A 20,091-nucleotide genomic window follows, 5' to 3' on the forward strand; every position below is an offset into this window, starting at 1 on the left:
CCATCCTGCTCCCCTGAAGCCGGCTCTTTTTAGAAGCAAAGGCGTGGCCCTCCCTGACAGGCCCGAATCCTTTTCTTTAACCTAGGATAGCGGATTGATGGCGGTAACGGTAGATAAAAGCACCACGAGGACCCTGACCTCACTAGAGCATCGTCATTTATTAGGTTTATCAACGTACAGCGAGGCTGAAATTCAGCTCATTCTCGAAACAGCACGTCAGTTTCGTGAAGTGTTGGAGCGGCCGATCAAACGTGTGCCAACGTTGCGTGGTATCACGGTGGTGAACCTATTTTTTGAGTCCTCAACCAGGACGCGTATTTCGTTCGAATTAGCAGAAAAACGTCTTTCTGCAGACACTGTTAATTTCTCTGCAGCCGGCTCCTCAGTTTCCAAAGGCGAAACCCTGAAAGACACGGCACAGAACATTGAAGCCATGAAAATAGATATGGCTGTCATTCGCCACCGATCTCCAGGTGCAGCGCATTTCCTCACGCAATGCGTGGACTCCGTTGTACTCAATGCCGGCGATGGTGCGCATGAACACCCTACCCAGGCTTTGCTGGACATGCTTTCAATTTCTGATGTCTTTGACTCTTTCAAAGGGCTCAATGTGTCAATCATCGGAGACGTTACGCACAGCCGCGTTGCCCGGTCAAATATTTTTGGCCTCACAACCATGGGGGCGAACGTAACGCTCTGTGGCCCCAAAACACTGATCCCGTATGGTGTCGAACAATTGGGCGTGCGCGTAACGCATAACCTCAATGAAGCACTTGAAGGCTGCGATGTTGCGATGGCGTTGCGGATTCAACTCGAGCGCCAGGGGACCAGCTTGTTTCCAAGCCTGCGGGAATACCACAACCAGTTTGGCATTACTGCCGCCCACCTGATCCAGCATCCGGATTTAATTATTATGCATCCTGGGCCAGTAAACCGTGGTGTTGAACTTGCCAGTGATGTTGTAGACCATGAGCGGGCCATCATTCTCAATCAGGTGACAAACGGTGTGGCTGTGCGCATGGCTGCGCTTTATCTGCTGAGCGGCGCTGCTGCGGGTTAATTCTGCCCGCACAATGGTCGATACCCAGTGATGATCTCCTCACTCATCACAAAGCACCATGTTGCCGGCAGCTCCTTCGTTCCAATCCAGTCTGGCTGCCCGCGAGCAACTCGTATCTGCTGCGTTGTTTGACGCAACAACAGACGCTGTTTATTTGCTCGACCCAAACGGCAAGATTCTTTGCTGGAATGCGGCTGCAACTGCGTGTTACGGATGGTTGCAGGAAGAAGTCATCGGCCAGTCCGTAGAAGATCTATTGTATGGTGCCGAACAAGATGCCTACCATCTTGCGTGCACCGGCTTACAGGCGCAAGGCCGTTGGCAGGGCGAACAACGGCAACTGACCCGCGCAGGCAATGAAGTGCTTGTCTTTAGCCGGTTTTCTTGGCTCAATACCCCCAGTGGCCGTTGTGTACTTGTAGTCAATACCAATGTTACGCAGCAGAAAGCCATTGAAAGTCGTCTCTTTCAATCGCAGCGCATGGAAAGTCTCGGCGCACTGGCCGGCGGGCTGGCGCATGATATGGGGAATATGCTTGGCTCTGTACTCATGCTCCTCGAAGGCTTGCCCACTGAGCTCGAACCTGCAAAGCAGCAATTGCACATCCAGCAGGCTGTTGATGCCGCGCGAAAAGGCATCGATATGGTAGAGCAGATGCTGGTGTTTGCAAGTGGCGGCGCTGGCCGGCAGCATACCCTCGATACGGGCGCCCTGCTGGCTGATGTGCTTTCGCTGTTGCAATCCGTATTGCCCGATGCTGTACGCCTTGATTTGCGCATTACACCGGGTCTGTGGTCGTTGGAAGGAGACCCTGTGCAACTGCAGCAAGTGCTCATGAATCTCTGCCTGAATGCCCGCGATGCTATAGTTGAGGAGGGTGTTATTCGTATCCGTGCGCATAATATTACGCTCGAGCAACCAAGACTACTGGGAAGACAGGTGGTGCCGGCCGGGCATTACGTCCTGTGCTCTATCGCCGACAATGGGCAAGGCATTTCCCGCGCCAATCTGGATCGTATTTTTGAGCCGTTTTATTCGACAAAAGAAAAGGGGACCGGCCTCGGGCTCGCTACTGCCCTCGGGATTGTCACGCGGCACGAAGGGTTTATGGATGTATTAAGTACAGAAAGCCTCGGTACAACCTTTAAAGTTTATCTACCGGCCCTCGCGCCGGCCTGCGTACCGCAAGTATCAAACATCCTCATCCTCGATGATGACCCCGTTTTTCGGCGAGGACTGGCTTCTTTGCTTGTGTCAATGGACCTGTCAGTATCGGAGGCGCAAGATGTCGCCAGTGCACGTCAGGAGTTGCGTACGGCAGCACCCGACCTCATCATGTGTGACCTTCGGCTGGACGACGAACACGGCGGCGCCTTCCTTTCATGGCTTAAGGCACACCCGGTTTTCAAGACAATTCCGGTTGTTGCCATCAGCGCCGGCCCATTTCCGCTTTTGATACAACAACAGGCAGACCATACGCTCCGAAAACCATTTGGCGTAAACGAACTGAAAGCCCTGCTCCTGACCATTTCTCACAATCCATAATCTAACAAAAAAGGGCAATGCGTAGTGCACTGCCCTTGGCGTAACAGAATGTGTACGAGACCGCAAAGCGCTACCGATCCGCGATAGGCGTATAAGACCGCAAGTTGGGTCCAGTATAAATCTGCCTTGGACGGAAGATGCGTGTTGCAGGGTCGTGTTTCATTTCTTTCCACTGCGCAATCCAGCCTGGCAGCCGGCCCATGGCAAACATCACCGTGAACATTTCTGTCGGGATGCCCATTGCCCGGTAGAGGATGCCGCTGTAGAAATCGACATTTGGATACAACTTACGCTCAACGAAATACTCGTCTTCCAGCGCAATACGTTCCAGGTTTTTGGCGATGTCGAGGAGCGGGTCGTCAATACCCAATTCTTCGAGTACGTCGTCTGCCGCTTTCTTGATAATCCTGGCGCGGGGGTCAAAGTTTTTGTAAACCCGGTGGCCAAAGCCCATCAGACGGAACGGATCTTCTTTGTCTTTTGCCTTCGCCATGTACTTGTTGTAATCGCCGCCATCAGCAACAATCATTTCAAGCATGTTGATCACCGCCTGGTTTGCTCCGCCGTGTAGCGGACCAGAAAGGGCGCTGATGCCGGCTGCAATCGTGGAGAACAAGTTTGCTCCGCTACTGCCTACAAGGCGCACCGTTGAGGTACTACAATTCTGCTCGTGCTCGGCATGCAAAATCAGCAACAGATCAAGCGCGCGTTCAAGCGTTGGCGAAATCTTGTATTCCTCAGAAGGCACCGCAAACATCATGTTGAGGAAGTTGCCCGGGAAGCTCAGTTTGTTCTTTGGATAAACGTAGGGTTGTCCAACTGATTTTTTGTGCGAAAACGCAGCGATGGTATTCAACTTGGCCAGCAACCGGATGATGTTCAACTCAACCTGTTCGGGGGCATCAGACTCCGGATAGAAGGTTGAAAGCGTTGCAACCATCGCAGAGAGCACACTCATTGGATGCGCTTTTGCCGGGTAGTTTTCAAAAAACTTCTTTAGATCCTCGTGGATTAAGCTATGGTGTTTGAGGTCGTGCTCAAATTTTTCAAGCTGCGCCTTGTTGGGGAGTTCACCATAGATAAGCAGGTAGCTTACTTCCACAAACGATGAGTTTTCTGCAAGATCCTCGATGGAGTAGCCGCGATAGCGGAGGATACCTTTTTCACCGTTAATGAAGGTGATGCCACTCTGGCATGAGCCGGTACTGCCAAAGCCTACATCGAGTGTAATTGCTCCTGTCTTTGCCCTTACGTGGGAAACGTGTACGCCAACCTCGCCCTCGGAGCCAACAACTACAGGCAAGTCTAGCTCCTGATCTCCAATTGTAAGTTTTGCAGTCTTCATATGCTGATTATTTATGCTTCGTTACGCTTTATCTCTGTCTTTCCATATTGGTTGTTTTGTCCAACCTTGGGAAACGTGGTAGGGTCCACCCTTGTGGAGAAAATCCCTCGTATTTGAGGAGATTTTATGGAATTCTTCCGGAAAAGATCAATTCTATCCTAAACGAAAGGGTGATTTTGTTGCATACTATTTGCAAAGACAAGATCAACCGAAGAATTTACACGGTAGGTCCACATCATGACTGTAACGCGGAAGATTTTTCTTTTCCAGGCGAGTATTCTGACTGTTGTGCTTTGTCTTTTTGGGCTGGCTGCAGAATGGGTGGCCGTGCCTGCGTCAGCGCCGGCTTTGCCGGTGGAGCTGGATTCCAGAGAAGAGTATCGGATAGAACAACAAACTTTTCAAGCTGTGCTATCCGATTGGATGCCGGCGGTTGTACAGGTCCGCTTGCTGAAACACAGGCATTTTGGTTTTGGGGCCAAGTACTTCGAAGACTTCTTCCTGCCTGAAAATTTGCACAAACAGCAAACATCGTTTGCAGACGACCGCATGGTGGGCAGCGGTGTGATTTTTCGCCAGGATGGATTTATTGTTACAGCGAGGCATCTGGTTGCTGATGCTGACGAAATTCACGTGGTGCTGCACGATGGTACAAGGCTTCCTGCCATTGTTGCTGGTGTCGATTTACGGCTGGACCTTGCTTTACTGCAGGTTGCTGCTACCGGGCTGCCATACAACCGCCTGGACAACGCAACCGCTGTGCGTGCCGGACAACTGGCGTTTGCCATTGGTTCACCCATGGCGCCCGCATTCAAGAATTCGGTAACAATGGGGGTTGTTAGTGCTGCGCCGAAAGCCACACAAGACACCACAGGTGCCTTCTGGCTCACCGATGCGGCCCTGAACCCGGGAAATAGCGGCGGCCCCTTGTTTGGTAGTGACGGTGTGTTTTTGGGGCTTGCGCAGGTCCCTTTTACCGATGATGGGGTAGAAACCGGATTGAAACGGGTACTGGCTGCGCCACAAGTTTCTGTAGCTGTGCACCGCATGCTGGCGCGTAGCGCCGCCGGCAAAGCACAATTAGGCATCCAGTATGAGCCCGTGGCTGCGCGGCACCGGGGTGCTGTTGAAATTATTCAGGTAGAACCCGGGTCTTCTGCCTCTGAAGCGGGGTTGCGGCAAGGTGATATTATCCTCGCTATCAACGGGGCCCAACTTTCAAACGAATACGAATTGACGGAAGAGATGGCCGGCCGCGTGCCCGGTGAAGTGATAACGTTGACGATAGAACGCGGCAAAGATGCGATAAGTATGCAAATTCGTCTTAAAGCCGCCCCCCAATCCCGGCCGGCAGCCTTGCAAGGGAGTTTGGCCGACGACGTGATTTGGCCTGCATTGGGGATACTAATCGATGCTATGAGCGTGCCACTGGCATACGATCTCGGTATTCCTGCTGAGCAAGGCGTTGTTGTGCTCTATGCAGACCCGTCGCGAAAAGCTTATCAAGAGGCCGGCATCAGAAGTGGTATGGTGGTCGTGGAACTCGATGGGCAACCTGTGGCAACCCGGGCAGATTTTGTGCGCATCTTTGCACAATTAAAGCCGGGCACCTTCGCGCGCGTTAAAATGTACCGGGCCCATTCGTTAGATCCTGAAATTACTGCAATTAAAAGATAGCACCCGCGCATATTCTTGTCGGGGCTATTGTTTTGCCGGCTGCACCGTCTCCAAGTGGCAGAAAATAAAAAAGCCCAACGCCAGTAGAACCAGCGTTGGGCTTTTGCATGTCGTCTGCCTTGGCTTATTTGAGCAGGGTCACCTGCTGGGTTTCAAGGAAGCTTTCGCCCTGAACCTGAATCAGGTAAATGCCACTTGGCAGGGTGCCAGCTTCGAAGCTGAACGTCTGCTCTTGCTGCGCAGCCATGGTGCCATTGTACATGGTCTGTACGTGCTGTCCGAGAAGGTTGTACACGTTGATACGAACCTGCTGAGTGGCAGCAACAGAAAGCGAGAACTGCGTCTGCGGGTTAAACGGGTTAGGGTATGCAGCGGTCAGTTTGTGAGAACCAGGTACCGCCAGGTCTACAACGTCTTCGTTGGATACCGAGCTTGCGCTGGTAATGGCAATGGCGTTGATTGTAGCGCTGCCCACAGAGCGGCTGAGGGTCACATTCAGGATGCCATCAAGTACAGGCACATTCTGGAATTCCTCAACGATGGCAACGCTGAAGCCGCCGGCTTCGACAAAGATGTCATAGTCTGTAAATTCTGTCACGCCTTCAATAGCTATATCAAACAAGCGCTGGCCGCTGGTCTGGTGGAAGGTTTCTGCAAAATGCAGCTCAACCGTGTAATTGCCACGCTCAAGACCAGGCAGCAGGAAGCGGATATCATTGTTGAACCGCTCTGCTTCGTAGAGGTCGTCGTCTTCCGTGCCGGCGATGTTGGCAATTTTCGAAAATGCCGTGCCTTCATTCAGGAAGTAAACACCGGTATCTTCCATCCAGGTAAGGTCTGTTGAGATGTACTCAATGCCTCCCGCGTTAAGGGCAAACGGAATACTTACATCTGCAACAGCACCGCTGATTTCAATACCACTGATTTTGGCCCGCTCTACGATCGAAATGAAATCGATGTCCAGTGAATCATCTGATACCTGGATGTTGAAAATGTTTTCAGATACTGCCGTATTGGAGTTACCGGCTTCTGCCAGAATATCGTAGTTGTCCAGTACAGTAACACCTTCAATCTGTACGTCAAATACACGCTGGCCGGCGTTTGCAAAGGCCGTCTCAGCAAAATGTAGTGTTACCGAGTAGGTACCATTCTCCAATGGGATTGTGTACCCAAACGGAGAAAGTGAAGCATTGGAAATACGCTCGGTCTGGTAAAGGCCGTCGTTATTTGTGTTGCTGATTGTATTCATTGATTCCGGACCAACACTGCTGTCTTCGCTGAAGAACGAATCGCCAATGTAGGTCTCGCCGTCACCCGTAGCTTCGTTTGCCGTTCCTGCGTTGATGCGCATGATAGGACCGGTTTGCGCAACTGCAGACTGGAAACTGAACAGGAAGATGAGGAGGAGTGCGGAAAGGAGGAAGTTGGGTCGAAAAGGAATTGTATCAGTAATTCTATACATAGCTATGTTTCGGGGTTACCCAGTTCTATCAATGTGGGAATCGTAAAATATTTTCGTGACACAGGTACTTTGTTACTGAATTCAACATCGATTTCGATGCTTTATTCATGCAGCGTTGGGCATTATGGGCAATGCGCCGGCGCCGGCTATAACATTTGACCTCGTTCACAGGTGTTGCCAACCGCTTGCATGAGGCGCGAAGTACGGTTATGTTGGAGATGTTTAGGCAATGTTTATACCGTAGCAGGGTGGAACCACTCAATTTTCCACATTATCAATTCGAAATCCAGGAAGCTGAAGGCCGGCAAGTCATTTTCGACAACCTGAGGAAGAAATGGCTGCAGTTGTTGCCGGAAGAATGGGTGCGTCAGCACGTTGTGCAATACCTCGTTCAGGAAAAACAGGTACCTGCCGGCCTGATTGGCGTAGAGAAGGGTTTTCAGTTCCAGGGCATGCAGCGGCGGGCAGACCTGATTGTCCACGATCGACAGGGTGCACCAGTACTCATGGTTGAGTGCAAAGCACCCGCTGTGAAAATTACGCAAGACGTCTTCGACCAGGTAGCCCGGTATAACATGGTGATTCACGCTGAGTATCTATTTGTAACGAATGGTTTACAACATTACTGCTGTAAAATTGAAGCAGATACCAGGCAATACAGCTTTTTGAAGGAGTTGCCCGTTTTTTCAGCGCTTTAGGGCCTGATAATGCAGCGGTTGCTTATCTGATCGGTCAAATTGCCACACTTATAGGTAGACTTGGCGATAGTTTCTGGATCTTGGGCCGGTATTTTGCTCCTATCATTTCTGTTTAAATCTAAAGGACACGAAGCGTTATTAATATTATGAACTATTCAACTGAACAGGAGATTGCTGTAAAGGCGGTGCAGGAAGCTGCAAAACTGTGTCAGGCTGTGCAGGCGCAGATTACAAGTAGCGTGCTGGAGAAGAAAGACAAAAGCCCCGTTACGGTTGCAGATTTTGGCAGCCAGGCGCTTGTTTGCCGGGCTATCCGCGAAGCATTTCCTGACGATCCCATTATTGCCGAAGAAGACAGCGCAGCGCTCAAAACGGACGAGAACGCTCCCCTGCTCGAAAAAGTTGTTGCACACCTGTCTGATTTAAGATCCGGTGTTGATGCTGAAACTGCCTGCAAATGGATTGACCATGGTGGCGCACAGGAGTACAGCGAACGGTTCTGGACGCTTGACCCCATCGATGGCACAAAAGGCTTCCTCCGCGGTGAGCAGTATGCCATTGCGCTTGCCTTGATTGTTGACGGAGAAATTGTGGTAGCCGCATTGGGTTGCCCCAACCTGCCAGTAAGCGCAGATCAACCGGATAATACGGGTGTAGTTTATGCCGCAGTCCTTGGAGAAGGCACAACCTGCATTCCAATGGATGGCAGCACCGAATCTGTTGCTGTAAAAGTGAGCGATACCACTGATTCTGCCCAGGCGCGCTTCTGTGAGTCTGTTGAATCGGGTCACACGTCGCACAGCGACTCTGCCAACGTAGCGGAGAAGCTTGGTATTACAGCAGATTCTGTACGCCTTGACAGCCAGGCTAAATATGCTGTGGTTGCACGAGGCGAAGCAGACATTTACCTGCGCCTGCCTACGCGGCCCGGTTATGTTGAGAAAATCTGGGACCACGCCGCTGGGGTACTGGTGATGACCGAAGCTGGTGGGAAAGCATCAGACATTTACGGTCAGCCACTCGAGTTTAACCATGGCTGGGGACTGCACGCCAACAAAGGTGTGATTGTGAGCAACGGCAAACTGCATGATGCCGTTATCGAAGCGATCAACGAAGTGGGTGTTACCGCTGCGTAAGTTGGTGTGATAAAAGTAGATTTTTTGCAGGGTTGTGGGGTTTATCCTCGCAACCCTGCTTTTTTTATCTGGGTACAGGCTTGCTCCAGGACCGGGAATTCCTTGGCGTAACAGAAGCGGAGGGAGGGTGGTGCTGTGGCTGGGTCATGGTAAAACGCATCCCCCGGAACGGTAGCTACGCCAACGCGCTGGATCATGGTTTCACAGGCTTCCTGGCAGGTTGCAAAGCCCGGCACGACCCCGTGCAAATTTTCAAAGCCGGCCAACACGTAGTAGGCGCCTTGCGGTGGCGCAAAAGTGAAGCCGGCCATGTCCAGTGCGTCACACATCATATCGCGTTTGACGCGGTAGTCTGCCATCATCTGTTCGAAGTAGGCATCCGACATTTCAAAGGCCTCGGCAAGGCCGTGTTGCAAAGGTGTTGGTGCGCAAATGTAGAACAGGTCGTTGAGCAGTCCCATCTTTGCAATAATTGGCGCTGGTCCAACGGCATACCCCAGGCGCCAGCCTGTCATGTTGTACGTTTTACTAAAGCCAGACAGCGTGATGGTGCGCTCATAGGCGTCGGGTAACGAGGCCAGCGACACATGTACGTGGTCGTCGTAAACCATGTATTCGTAGATTTCATCGGTTACAATATACAGACCGTGTCGCGTTGCGATAGCAAGGATAGCCGTGAGTTCATCGTGCGACCACACCTTACCATTTGGGTTGCCCGGCGTGTTTATAACGATCACTTTGGTTGCCGGCGTAATGGCCCGCTCAACTTCGTCAAAATCTATGGCCCAATTCAGGCCACGCGCCGGCACGTACGTTGTTGTTGCCCCCGTGAGCCGGATGAGGTTGCGATGATACCCGTAAAACGGTTCGAAAAGCAGAACTTCATCGCCCGGGTCAAGCAGGGCAAACATGGCTGATACAAAGGCTCCGGTAGAACCAATGCTGACCATCACTTCCGCTTCGCTTTGTGCCGGAATCTGGTTGAACGTCTGGGCTTTGTTGAGAATGGCAGACCGCAGCCGGTCGATGCCGGCGTAACTCGAGTAAATCGACAGATTTTCGTCGATGGCTTTTTTTGCGCCTTCCTTGATGGGATCTGGCGTTGGCAGGTCGCAAATACCCTGGCCCAGATTGATACCGCCGGTTGCATTGATCATCTGGGTGACAGCACGGATTTTACTCTGCGCGAGGTTTTGGGTACGGGCTGAGAGTGGTTTCATGGCATCACCCCTGGCTGCGCGAAATGACAAGTGCTACAATGATAAAGTCGAGAATGGCCGTCCCGAGGAAGCCGAGAATCGATGGAATTGATTTGTATTTTTCGGTGTAGATGTAAAATCCGATATTGGACAGGCCAAACATCATCCAGGTGACCCAGCTTACACCGTCGACGGTGGGCGCGCGGTATACTTCAACCAGTTGTAACAGGGTTGCAGCAGGAATAACAATGGCCGGCAACCAGCCGGCAAGTTCAATGAATCTGCGTTTCATGGCCTACTCGTTCTTTCACTTTGGGGGCGCATCAAGAGAAAATACTTTATCTGTAACGCCGGCACACTGTCATCCTCAGCTTGACTGGGGATCCACAGGTATAACAATCGCCATTGAATGTAAATTGATGACCAGTGCTATCCCTGTGGATATCCAATCAAGTTGGATATGACGGGTAAAGGGTCGCTGTTAGTTACCGCCAGACTTAAGCGAAGTGCTCAACCCTTAATCCGCGTTATTGATGAGCAACCAACTCGGATCTTCCGTAAGGGTTCTACTGCTGTACTGATTTGACTCGAATGGTGGGGTGCATTGCAAATGGCTGAATTAATCGCTAGCGTATAACTGTGCATCTCTCACAGGCATAAAAAAAGAAATAGAGGCCTCGTCTGCCACCTAGACAAAGACCCCTATTTCTAACCAGTTAGCCACACACCAGAAATGTAAGGCTCACAACATCTCTGGATTCATTGACTAGTGTTATAGTGCACAAAAAGCCCGTAGTGTTACAAAAAACACGTACGGGCTTTTTTATAGGTTTTTAGGCCGATTTACAGGCCGGCATCTGCCAGGCGTTTTTCCAGGGTTTTGATCCTGTTATTCAACTGTTCGATGTAGATATGTGCCTTTTCCAATTCTTCCAGGATTTGCTCCCGGCGCTCTGCCATGTCGTACAGATCGTTTTCTTTCAACGCCTTTTCGCTGGTTACCGCCGGCAGATGGCCTTCGCTCCACATAAAAGCTGCGTGCGCTTCGATAGATTCGAGCTGGTAGCTTTCAGAGAAAACATAGTCGGGGACACGTAATTCGCGAGAGCCGGCAATGAAGGAGCCGACAGCGGTAATCACATCACCCCCGAAAGAGCGGATGTTGCCGGCTACGTCGAGTGTTTCGCCTGGGTTGGTCATTCCGATGCCGACGTTGCTGCCAGACATTGTAAGGGTTGGGATAGGTGACCCGGGAGATCCGCCCGTCCAAAATCGCAAGCTGCCGTCGTCTTCAAAGGACTGAATCATGCTGCGCGTATTTCCTTCATGCCTGAATTCAATCCAGCTTGTCCTGAACAAGTCGACCAGTGGCGCTTCTGTGTTGAAGTCTTTGACATGAAAGTGAATGCTGCGGTTTTCTGCGTTGATGTCGAGTTCACCACGTAAATCCATTTCGCTGCCGATACCTACGCTGCCATTTTGCTCAAAATGCATCGCGCGCGTGGGGTTACCTGAGTTGATGGGCGTAAATTGGAGCGAGAGCTCGTTCTGGGCGAAATCGTGTGCATAGCTGTTGCTGTACATTTTTATGGTCCATTCCCCCGGCATACCGTTAGGATTGTCGCTTGAAGTACCAGCGGATATGAATTCGAGTTCTGCGCTGCCGAGGATGGAGCTGGCGTTTGATTCAAGCCGCAGCCTCGGAGAACTGGCATTCAGATGAAGGAGGGCTGCGGGTGAAGACGTTCCGATACCCACATTCCCACCATCCAGGATAGTCATGCGATTGGTTGAACCATTCCAGAAATTAAGCTGCGTGTTTTTGCCGGCGATGTGCCAGGCTGTGGTTCCGTCCTCCATGAACGACAGTCGCGCATAATCGCTGTGGGTTTCGTGTAATACGAGATGTGGCGAGGCGCCTGTGCTGTTGTGTGAAATTTCTACCCTACCTGAAGGCGAGGTGGTGTTGATGCCGAGTCGGCCAAGACGAGTAATCCTCATATACTCGAGGAAAGAGCCATCCCATTGTCCAAATTGAAGGGCCTGATTGCGCGTTGCCGCAAAATCCATCTCACTATCCAACAAAATTGCAGGAAGCTCTAAGGAGCCCACAATATGGAGCTGGGCGCCCGGTTCGTTGGTGCCTATGCCGACCTTTGCTTCTTTTGTATTTGCCCAAATCTGCGAACCGTCACTGTCCCACTGGGCAAAAGCGGGTGTGCTTACTAGATAGAGTGCCAGGTACAGGCAGGCTGTACCGCGATAAAGGGTTTTTTTCATGTCTTCCAATAACCAGGGGAAACGAGGATGATGAGTAGTAGTAGGTGGATTGCTGCTACGTACAACTTCCGTGTAGAGCTGACCCCTGACAAGGTACCCTGGGGTTAATTAGGGTATGCTTAAGGAGTATTGATGCAGCAAAATTAGAAAATTTGCGTACAGATTAGGAGCTTATTTAATCACCAGATGAAGAGGATGTTATGACACTTGGGAAAAGACTTCGCCGGCTCATCAAGAGCTTGTTTCGCTGGCCGTGGCGTAGGAGGTAGGAGTTTGGAGTGAGGAGTTTTTTGGGTGAAAATTTACGTTGAAAAAACAGCATGCTAATGGTTGAAGGCTACCTGATTGAGTACCGGCGTTACCGCATGATTGCTGAGAAAGCTATTGCCCAGGTGGATGAAGCCGGACTCAACCGTGCGCCGTGTGTAGATGGTAATTCGATTGCCATGATTATGCGGCATCTCAGTGGCAACCTGAAGTCGCGTTTTACCAACTTTCTGACTTCAGATGGTGAAAAACCGTGGCGTAACCGCGATCGTGAATTTGAAGAAGGGTATTACCGTGCTGCTGAGTTAACGCAAGATTGGGATGAAGCCTGGGGGCTAATCGAGCAAATACTGGCAGGTCTGACGGATGCTGACCTGGAGCGCGAAGTGAAAATCAGGGGTATAGGTCTGCGGGTGCGCGAGGCATTGAACCGGTCAGTGGCACACGTGGCATATCATGTTGGGCAGATTACCTTGCTCGCCCGAATCGACCAGCAAGATGCGTGGCAATGGATTTCGGTGCCGAAAGGTGGGTCTGCTGCGTATAACCAAAACCCAACCAAAGAGCGGTTGCCCTGACAGGTTGTGCGATTGCTCGACCGTTTTAGAAAGCTTAATCGTCTGAAGAATAAATACGTTGTTTAACCAATCTATCAGACGAAAATGCTCGATAACAAAGTAGCCGTTGTATTTGCAGCCAGTGGCGCTATTGCCGGTCAGGCTGCCCGTTCATTTGCCGACGCCGGGGCCCATGTATTTGTATCTGCGCGCCGGGCTGACGCCGTTCATACCCTGGCTAAAGAAATTAATGCTGCCGGCGGAAAGGCTGAAGCTACCGTTGTGGACGCGCAAAACGAAACAGAAGTTGATCAATATTTAGATCAGATATTTGCAGCTCACGGCCGCGTTGACGTTGTGTTCAACGGCATAGGTCGCGATCCGGATAAAATGGGGTATGCAGTGCCTTCTACTCTGTTATCGTTTGAGCAGTTTATGGAGCCCATGGAGGCAATGGTCGGATCCCAGTTTATCACGTCCCGTATTGCCGCAGGGAAAATGGTGGCACATGGTAAGCCTGGTACAATTCTGTTACTGACGGCGAGCCTTTCGCGTATCAAGGCGCCATGTATGGCAGGCATTACCGCCGCCTGTGCTGCAATAGAGGGATTGACCCGTTCCCTGGCTGGCGAGTTTGGGATGCATGGTATACGGGTCCAGTGTTTGAATGCCACGGCATTGCAGGAAACGCCGACAATCCAGAAAACTTCTGCTGCCCAGGCCCGGTTACTGAATATTCCGGCAGAAGCCATGCGCGAGCAAATGCAGCAAGGCTTCCTGCTGGGCCGCGGACCATCACTGGAAGATGTGGGCCGCGCGGCTGTATTGCTGGTCTCAGATGCTGGCGTCGTGTTTAATAGCCATATTGTGGATGTCGATTGCGGCAACGCAGGCGTGATATAAGCGAGGGAGAAACCATGCAACAAATTATCTCGATGGGCCGGTGGATTTTTGTACTACCTTTTGCCTTCTTTGGATTGCTTCACTTCGGACCGCTAGAATTCAGTTTGCCGTACGTGCCGGCGTATTTGCCCGCACCGGCGATCTGGGTATATTTTACGGGTGTATGCCTGCTGGCTTTTGTCCTGAGCGCTGTATTGGGTAAATATGACAAACTCGCGGCTGTACTGTTGGCCGTCATGCTTACGCTGTTTGTGGTCCTTGTACATATACCGGCTGTAATAGACGGCGCTTTTACTTCCCTGATTGGCAGCTTTCGGGATCTAGCAATGGCTGGTGCTGCGCTCATGTATGCAGATCAATACGCAAAGGACGGAGCTCTTTTGACTAAATCTGTAGCAGAGACGATTCACAACTGATATGCAACGAGAAGCCAACAAGCGGCTCCAAGCGGCGCTGGAAGGTGATATCAACGCCTTCCAGAGTCTCTTTGCCGCATTTCAACCCCAATTGAAGTCCTACCTGTATCGGCTGCTTGCAGACCGAAACGATGTAGACGACCTGACCCAGGACACGTTCGTGAAAGCGTTTGATAAACTGTCAACCTTTAAGGGTAATTCGACGCTCAAGACGTGGGTATTCAGGATAGCCACCAACCTTGCCTATGATTTCCTGAAGCGCCGTAAGCGCTGGAAATCGGATGCCCAGGATACTGCCAAAGCCTATGCGGAGGACTCCCCCGAGATGCAGCGGCTGTTCTGGTTTACGCATCAGAACGCGCCGGCGGGGCAATACGACATCAAGGAGCATATCGACTTTTGCTTCACCTGCATCGCCAAAACGCTTTCGATATCCCATCAGGTTGCGCTTATCCTGAAAGACGTCTACAGTTTTCCCCGAAAAGACATCAGCCAGATTTTGGATAAAACAGAAGGCGTGGTGAAACACTTGTTGTTTGAAGCGCGCAAAACGATGGTTGATGTGTTTGATCATCGTTGCGCCTTGATAAACAAGGCCGGGGTCTGTCATCAGTGTACCGAGCTGAATGGGATTTATAATCCGAAGCAAAATGCACAGAAGGCGCTGATGAAAATCGACATGGTAGCTGTATCAGAAGAATCGTCCAGCGAACGGCTTTATGAGTTGCGTGCTGCGCTGGTTCGCGCCATTGATCCGCTACAATCTGAAGGCGCTGACTTGCAAGACGTCATTATGCAATGTACACGTGCAAGTATCGGGGAGATTGGGTAAAGGTGGATTGTGCAGGATTTATACCTGTACACTTTTTTGCTCCGCCAAATCAAAGACAGCCGTGAAGTAGAAGGTTGAGCCGACGCCTTCCTCGCTTTCCAGCCATATTTCTCCCTGCATCGAATGTACCAGTTGCATGGAGATGGTTAGGCCGAGGCCCGTGCCGCCGAATTGCCGGGTAATGGTACCGTCTGCCTGGGTGAATGCTTCGAAAATCTTCTTCTGCTTGTTTTTGGGGATACCAATGCCTGTATCCTTTACAGAGAGCACAACTTCCACTTGTTTATCTGTATTGGACTTGATGCGTGCGCCTATGTCTATACGACCACCGGTGGGCATAAATTTGACCGCATTGCCGATCAAATTGATCAGAACCTGTTTGAGTCGGTCGCTGTCACCCAACAGCGTTTGAGGTATGTCAGGGCTTATACGGACATCAAATTGAATGTCTTTTGATCCATTGCCGGCGATGTATATCGTACAAAGCTCCTGAAGAATAGCCATCAGGTCAAACGGTTTTGAAATCAAATCAACCTTTCCGTCCTCTAATTTTGAGATGTCAAGGATGTCGTTGATGATGCGCAGCAGACTTTCTGCAGAACTTAAAATCGTATCTGTTATATCTTGCTGCTCTTCGTCAAGCGGGGTGTCTCGCAACAAGTCGGCCATGCCCAGTACACCATTCATGGGGGTACGAATTTCATGGCTCATGTTTGCCAGGAACTCCCCTTTAATTCGGGCAGACTCGATGGCCAGCTCTTTTGCTGTCTCTGCCTGCTCCTTTTCATGTTGCAGCGCTTTGAGTGCATGTTGGGCTTCACCTAATGCACGATTGTAATTGGCGTCAAAGACACGAGCAAGGCAAAAAATGAAAACACCGATGCCTAGAAAGGCGGAAAGGGAGTGGTATGTAAGGATTCCTTCGGGGGCATCGGGAAGATCAATAAATTCAGTGTGCGTTAGCAATAACACAAACCCAAGCGCCAGGAGGTTGACGCCGAGCCAGATTACGCCGGCTCGCTTGCCGAGCAGCAAGAATGCAACCAGAGAGAGACTGGCGAGCCATGCATTTGCCGCGTCATAAATACCAAAGCCTGTAACGGCAATAGCAACCAGGGTATACATGGCAACGAAGAGCATCCCATGTGCCTGCACACGCAGCCAACCGGCGCGTAAAAAAAGTAAGTTGCAACTTATCAATACAACAGCTGCAGATACAGCATATCCAGCAGCTTTATGACCAATCAGGAAATAGTAGGGGACATAGAGCGACCCCGTCACTAACCAGACTATATTGAGGGTAGTGGAAAGTTTAGCCTTGCGAAGCAACTCTTCATCGGCATAGAATTGCGCGTGGAATAATGTGCTGAATAGCCACTTCATGTAAAATGGGTCGGTAGTATGGGTCTTTCCATTAATTAATCGGATATGAAGATTGATACATTAGCCCCATAAAATGCGATGTCGAAGATGCGGTATTTGCTGCATGGTATTTAAAGCTATGTGTTATGATTGTTAGGTTTTTGGCCAGTTAACATTTGGTTTCAAGCGGTTCAAGCGCCGGCGTTTTTTGAGATGGAAATCGAAACGTTGACATTATGGTGCACGGACAACTATATTTAGTTGTCCGTGCACCTTTGCTTGATACCCAAATGTTCAATATATCCATGAAGTATGATTCTCTGATCCTGGCCATCGCTTTTAGCCTGTCTGCTCTGTTAACGCAGCATCCATGCGACAGTAAAGTGATATTTAAGTCTGATGAACATGGTGTTGCCTATTGCACCACAAAAGGGACGTTGTTCAAGCGGAACGCTGTGGTGGTTGGAAAAAACCTAGACATAGCGGCGCGTCTCACTTGGTCTGCAACGGCTGATCAAGCCCAAGTTGAAGTGGCAGTGCCTGTTCGTTCATTCAGATCTGGGAGCAAAAAACGCGACAAACATGTCGCGGAGATACTCGGCGCTCCAGAGCATGCGCGTATTCATTTTAGGACTGAGTGGTTGGATGCTGACATGCTGTGTGAAAGTGTCGTACAGCAGAACTGGATGCTCCCAGGCAGCCTCGAACTGAAAGGGATACGGTTTCCTGTAGACTTTAACCTTCAATTTTCTTCTGCTACCTCAATCCCAATTGTCAAAGGATCGCTGCAGACAACATTTTCGACGCTAAGTATTGAGGTGCCAAGTGTGGGGCCTGGTGGAATGATTGCCAGACCTCATGATGACCTCCAACTCTTTGTGCAGCTCCATTTGGAAAAGATAGATGGCGCAGGCGCATTGCATCACTGTTTTTCTAATGGCAACTAGGTATGCATGGAATGCACATGGTGCGTGTTATAAGCATGCACGGCAATCAAAATACGCTGAAAACGACTTTAAACGATGGCAGATAAATGACCGGTGACAGGCACGCAGTTATCATAAAATACGCCACTCTATTGGGTTCATTATTCGGCGTTGCTATGGTGGTCTGCATTCACCTTAGAATAAGCAGCAGTAAGTACCTGTATCTTTTTTTGCTTGCCATAATGCTCTGTTTTCTTATGACAAGGAGAACCATAAAGCAGGTTTCATACTGGGAGCTATCGCTGTCATCATTACTAATTGTCCTTGTAGCATCAGCAATTGTCTTGCTCTACCTTGGGGTAGCATTTATGTGGTAGACTCAGTTGCTAATTTTGGTAAATGTTCTTTGATATCAAGTGGAATGGATAAACGAACAGCGAAGGTGTTTGTAAATGAGCTGCCTGGGCGTTCCAAATTGTAGTCTAGCCTTGCTATTCGTATTATTGGGGCGTGAGAAGTGGCCGAGTTAGTCTTACGGCGGCTTTTGCAAAATCAAAAAATCACCCGTTTGCTGCCATTATCACAAATCCTGATGATGACCACTTGACATTTCGTTGGCTGTGCAACTATATTTAATTGTTGCTTGTGCAACGTAACAAGCAACAATGAAGAAAATCCCGCCTGCACTCGATGATGCAATGCCGTTTAATGTTTACCGGCTGGCTTTGCTTTTTCGAAGAGAGCTGATGGATGCACTCTCCGAGTACAAGTTGACGCCAGAGCAGTGGCAGGTAATGCGGGTGCTTTGGGAAATCAGTGAACCACTGAATCAGAATGACATTGCCCACATTACGTTACGGGACCGCCATACAACGTCGCGTATTGTCGCTCGGCTTCAACGCGACGGATGGGTAACAAAAACGGTGGATCCTAATGATGCACGTGCCTCGCTTATTACGCTCACCGCTTCTGCTGAGAAAGTAAAAGCCGAAGTGCCTGCCAAGCTAATTGGGCGTTTTGAGCCAATATTTGAGCTGTTGGAAGAAGAAGAAAGCAAACAATTTTTGAGTACGCTCAAAAAGCTCAGAAGCTTTCTTGAAGCATAAATAACCATTTTAGTAAGTGTCATGAATATCTTTGCATAATAAGTTGTCCGTGCAACTGTGTATTTTTAATGTTGTCTGTGCAACTTGTGTGATGAACACCTAACGATAAGGAAGACCGATGCTGTCCCAACGTACACCTGAGCAATATGGACTTAAAGCACAGCGCTACCACTGGCTTAGCGCTGTGCTAATCATCGCAATGATTCCGCTCGGAATGATGATGCAAAATGTAGAGGCTGAAGCTACCAAAAGAATATTGTACAGGGGGCATATGATTATTGGTGCGTTAATCCTCCTCATCACAATTGCACGCATAGCTTGGGGAAGGAAAGACGTAAGCCCTGACCCACCTGAAGGGCTCCATGGAATACACCTGAGGACATTCCATGCGACCCACGTGTTTCTGTACGTATTTATTTTCGTGCTCACTTTTAGTGGTATAGCCATGCTGATCAGTAGTGGGATTGGTGATATACTCACAGGTGGTTCTGAAGCCCTAATCCCTACTGATCTCAGTGAAATTGCACCTGGTCGGGCCCATGGCATTGCTGCCAAAATTTACATCGCTCTACTTGTGGGCCATATCGGAGGTGTCGTGTTTCATCAGACGACCAAGTCGGACGTTCTGCATCGGATGGGGATTAATGTTAAAAAATCCAAACAGCGCAGCTAATGGAGGCGATAATGAACACCAAAACTAAAATCAGGCGAACATGCGAAATGCTTTCTGTAATAGGCATGAGTGCATTCTGCGCGGTGATGTTCGCCGTTGCCTCAACGGCTCTTAGCTATTGGAAGAGCGTCCCTGTAGCAGAATTTGCAAGCATTTTTGCCAAACAGGATGCTGATATCATGTCGATGATATCAACAGTGGTTGCACCCACCATGATTGCAATGGTGGCAACCGTGATCATGAATTGGAAGCACAGTACGGTGCGCTATCTCTGGCTTGCTTCGGCGGCGGCATTTGCACTCGTTCTCATAGTAACGGTGCTCTATTTCGTCCCTAACAATACCGCTTTTGCAACTGGTGAATTCCCGGTTGGTGAAGTAGCGGTTAAGCTTGATCAGTGGGGTAATGTCCATTGGCTAAGAATTGCTTTGGCAGCCATGCCAGCAGGCCGACTTTATCGCTGCCGTCGTTGTTGACCGCCGAGCCGCGAATCACGGCGTGCACGTGATCGCCGTCGGCCAGGGCGCGCTCGAGTGGCTTTAACACCACGATCCCAACGCCGTTGCCGAACAGGGTGCCGCGCCCGTCGGAATCGAAGGCACGGCAGTGCCCGTCCGGCGAGGCGATGCCGCCCGGCTGGTGGCGA

The 20,091-nt window shown here is 50.3% G+C and carries 20 protein-coding genes; 12 read left to right on the forward strand and 8 right to left on the reverse strand.

Going from position 1 to position 20,091, the window contains the following annotated elements:
• Positions 1-97: 97 nt before the first annotated feature.
• Both AAF564_04785 and AAF564_04790 read left to right on the forward strand, forming a co-directional pair.
• On the forward strand, positions 98-1,060 hold the full coding sequence (locus tag AAF564_04785) for an aspartate carbamoyltransferase catalytic subunit (GenBank protein ID MEM8484839.1): 963 nt from the start codon (positions 98-100) through the stop codon (positions 1,058-1,060).
• A gap of 58 nt (positions 1,061-1,118) precedes the next feature.
• Complete coding sequence (locus AAF564_04790; protein MEM8484840.1) at positions 1,119-2,606, forward strand: ATP-binding protein; 1,488 nt, start codon at positions 1,119-1,121, stop codon at positions 2,604-2,606.
• Between the two features lie 70 nt (positions 2,607-2,676).
• On the opposite strand, the gene AAF564_04795 is transcribed toward AAF564_04790, so the two are convergent.
• Complete coding sequence (locus tag AAF564_04795) at positions 2,677-3,951, reverse strand: citrate synthase (GenBank protein MEM8484841.1); 1,275 nt, start codon at positions 3,949-3,951, stop codon at positions 2,677-2,679.
• A gap of 237 nt (positions 3,952-4,188) precedes the next feature.
• Here AAF564_04795 and AAF564_04800 point away from each other — a divergent pair, with 237 nt between their 5' ends.
• On the forward strand, positions 4,189-5,628 hold the full coding sequence (locus AAF564_04800; protein ID MEM8484842.1) for a trypsin-like peptidase domain-containing protein: 1,440 nt from the start codon (positions 4,189-4,191) through the stop codon (positions 5,626-5,628).
• A gap of 124 nt (positions 5,629-5,752) precedes the next feature.
• Here AAF564_04800 and AAF564_04805 read toward each other — a convergent pair whose 3' ends face one another.
• Positions 5,753-7,090 carry a malectin domain-containing carbohydrate-binding protein gene (locus AAF564_04805; GenBank protein ID MEM8484843.1) on the reverse strand — a complete coding sequence of 446 codons (1,338 nt, stop codon included), beginning with the start codon at positions 7,088-7,090 and terminating at the stop codon, positions 5,753-5,755.
• A gap of 248 nt (positions 7,091-7,338) precedes the next feature.
• Between AAF564_04805 and AAF564_04810 the strand changes: the two genes are divergently transcribed.
• On the forward strand, positions 7,339-7,788 hold the full coding sequence (locus AAF564_04810) for a type I restriction enzyme HsdR N-terminal domain-containing protein (protein ID MEM8484844.1): 450 nt from the start codon (positions 7,339-7,341) through the stop codon (positions 7,786-7,788).
• A 146-nt stretch (positions 7,789-7,934) separates the two neighbouring features.
• A complete protein-coding gene (locus AAF564_04815) occupies positions 7,935-8,924 on the forward strand; it encodes a 3'(2'),5'-bisphosphate nucleotidase (GenBank protein MEM8484845.1) in 990 nt (329 codons plus the stop codon).
• A gap of 41 nt (positions 8,925-8,965) precedes the next feature.
• On the opposite strand, the gene AAF564_04820 is transcribed toward AAF564_04815, so the two are convergent.
• The 3 genes from AAF564_04820 to AAF564_04830 form a co-directional block, all read right to left on the reverse strand.
• Positions 8,966-10,144 carry a pyridoxal phosphate-dependent aminotransferase gene (locus tag AAF564_04820; GenBank protein ID MEM8484846.1) on the reverse strand — a complete coding sequence of 393 codons (1,179 nt, stop codon included), beginning with the start codon at positions 10,142-10,144 and terminating at the stop codon, positions 8,966-8,968.
• Between the two features lie 4 nt (positions 10,145-10,148).
• On the reverse strand, positions 10,149-10,415 hold the full coding sequence (locus AAF564_04825; GenBank protein ID MEM8484847.1) for a hypothetical protein: 267 nt from the start codon (positions 10,413-10,415) through the stop codon (positions 10,149-10,151).
• A gap of 551 nt (positions 10,416-10,966) precedes the next feature.
• Positions 10,967-12,403 (reverse strand): ABC transporter C-terminal domain-containing protein, encoded by a 1,437-nt coding sequence (locus AAF564_04830; GenBank protein MEM8484848.1) that lies wholly within the window; start codon positions 12,401-12,403, stop codon positions 10,967-10,969.
• A gap of 320 nt (positions 12,404-12,723) precedes the next feature.
• Here AAF564_04830 and AAF564_04835 point away from each other — a divergent pair, with 320 nt between their 5' ends.
• The 4 genes from AAF564_04835 to AAF564_04850 all read left to right on the forward strand — a co-directional run bounded on the left by AAF564_04835 (position 12,724) and on the right by AAF564_04850 (position 15,378).
• On the forward strand, positions 12,724-13,248 hold the full coding sequence (locus AAF564_04835) for a DUF1572 family protein (GenBank protein ID MEM8484849.1): 525 nt from the start codon (positions 12,724-12,726) through the stop codon (positions 13,246-13,248).
• Between the two features lie 84 nt (positions 13,249-13,332).
• Positions 13,333-14,130: an SDR family oxidoreductase gene (locus tag AAF564_04840; GenBank protein ID MEM8484850.1), complete on the forward strand. Its 798-nt coding sequence runs from the start codon at positions 13,333-13,335 to the stop codon at positions 14,128-14,130.
• A gap of 14 nt (positions 14,131-14,144) precedes the next feature.
• Positions 14,145-14,546, forward strand: coding sequence for a DoxX family protein (locus AAF564_04845; protein MEM8484851.1), 402 nt, complete (start codon positions 14,145-14,147; stop codon positions 14,544-14,546).
• A 1-nt stretch (position 14,547) separates the two neighbouring features.
• A complete protein-coding gene (locus AAF564_04850; protein MEM8484852.1) occupies positions 14,548-15,378 on the forward strand; it encodes an RNA polymerase sigma factor in 831 nt (276 codons plus the stop codon).
• 18 nt (positions 15,379-15,396) lie between these two features.
• Here the strand turns inward: AAF564_04850 and AAF564_04855 are convergent, their stop codons facing one another.
• Positions 15,397-16,761, reverse strand: coding sequence for an ATP-binding protein (locus tag AAF564_04855; protein ID MEM8484853.1), 1,365 nt, complete (start codon positions 16,759-16,761; stop codon positions 15,397-15,399).
• Positions 16,762-17,045: 284 nt separating this feature from the next.
• Here AAF564_04855 and AAF564_04860 point away from each other — a divergent pair, with 284 nt between their 5' ends.
• From AAF564_04860 to AAF564_04870, 3 genes are all read left to right on the forward strand, one after another.
• Positions 17,046-17,687, forward strand: coding sequence for a YceI family protein (locus AAF564_04860; protein ID MEM8484854.1), 642 nt, complete (start codon positions 17,046-17,048; stop codon positions 17,685-17,687).
• Between the two features lie 644 nt (positions 17,688-18,331).
• Positions 18,332-18,772 (forward strand): MarR family transcriptional regulator, encoded by a 441-nt coding sequence (locus AAF564_04865; GenBank protein ID MEM8484855.1) that lies wholly within the window; start codon positions 18,332-18,334, stop codon positions 18,770-18,772.
• A gap of 118 nt (positions 18,773-18,890) precedes the next feature.
• On the forward strand, positions 18,891-19,445 hold the full coding sequence (locus AAF564_04870; protein MEM8484856.1) for a cytochrome b/b6 domain-containing protein: 555 nt from the start codon (positions 18,891-18,893) through the stop codon (positions 19,443-19,445).
• 115 nt (positions 19,446-19,560) lie between these two features.
• Here the strand turns inward: AAF564_04870 and AAF564_04875 are convergent, their stop codons facing one another.
• Both AAF564_04875 and AAF564_04880 read right to left on the reverse strand, forming a co-directional pair.
• Complete coding sequence (locus AAF564_04875; protein MEM8484857.1) at positions 19,561-19,686, reverse strand: hypothetical protein; 126 nt, start codon at positions 19,684-19,686, stop codon at positions 19,561-19,563.
• Positions 19,687-19,829: 143 nt separating this feature from the next.
• Positions 19,830-20,091 (reverse strand): beta-ketoacyl synthase N-terminal-like domain-containing protein (locus tag AAF564_04880; protein MEM8484858.1); only part of this gene is annotated, 262 nt, incomplete at its 5' end.

It is taken from the genome of Bacteroidota bacterium, assembly GCA_039111535.1.
GTDB lineage: Bacteria > Bacteroidota > Rhodothermia > Rhodothermales > JAHQVL01 > JBCCIM01.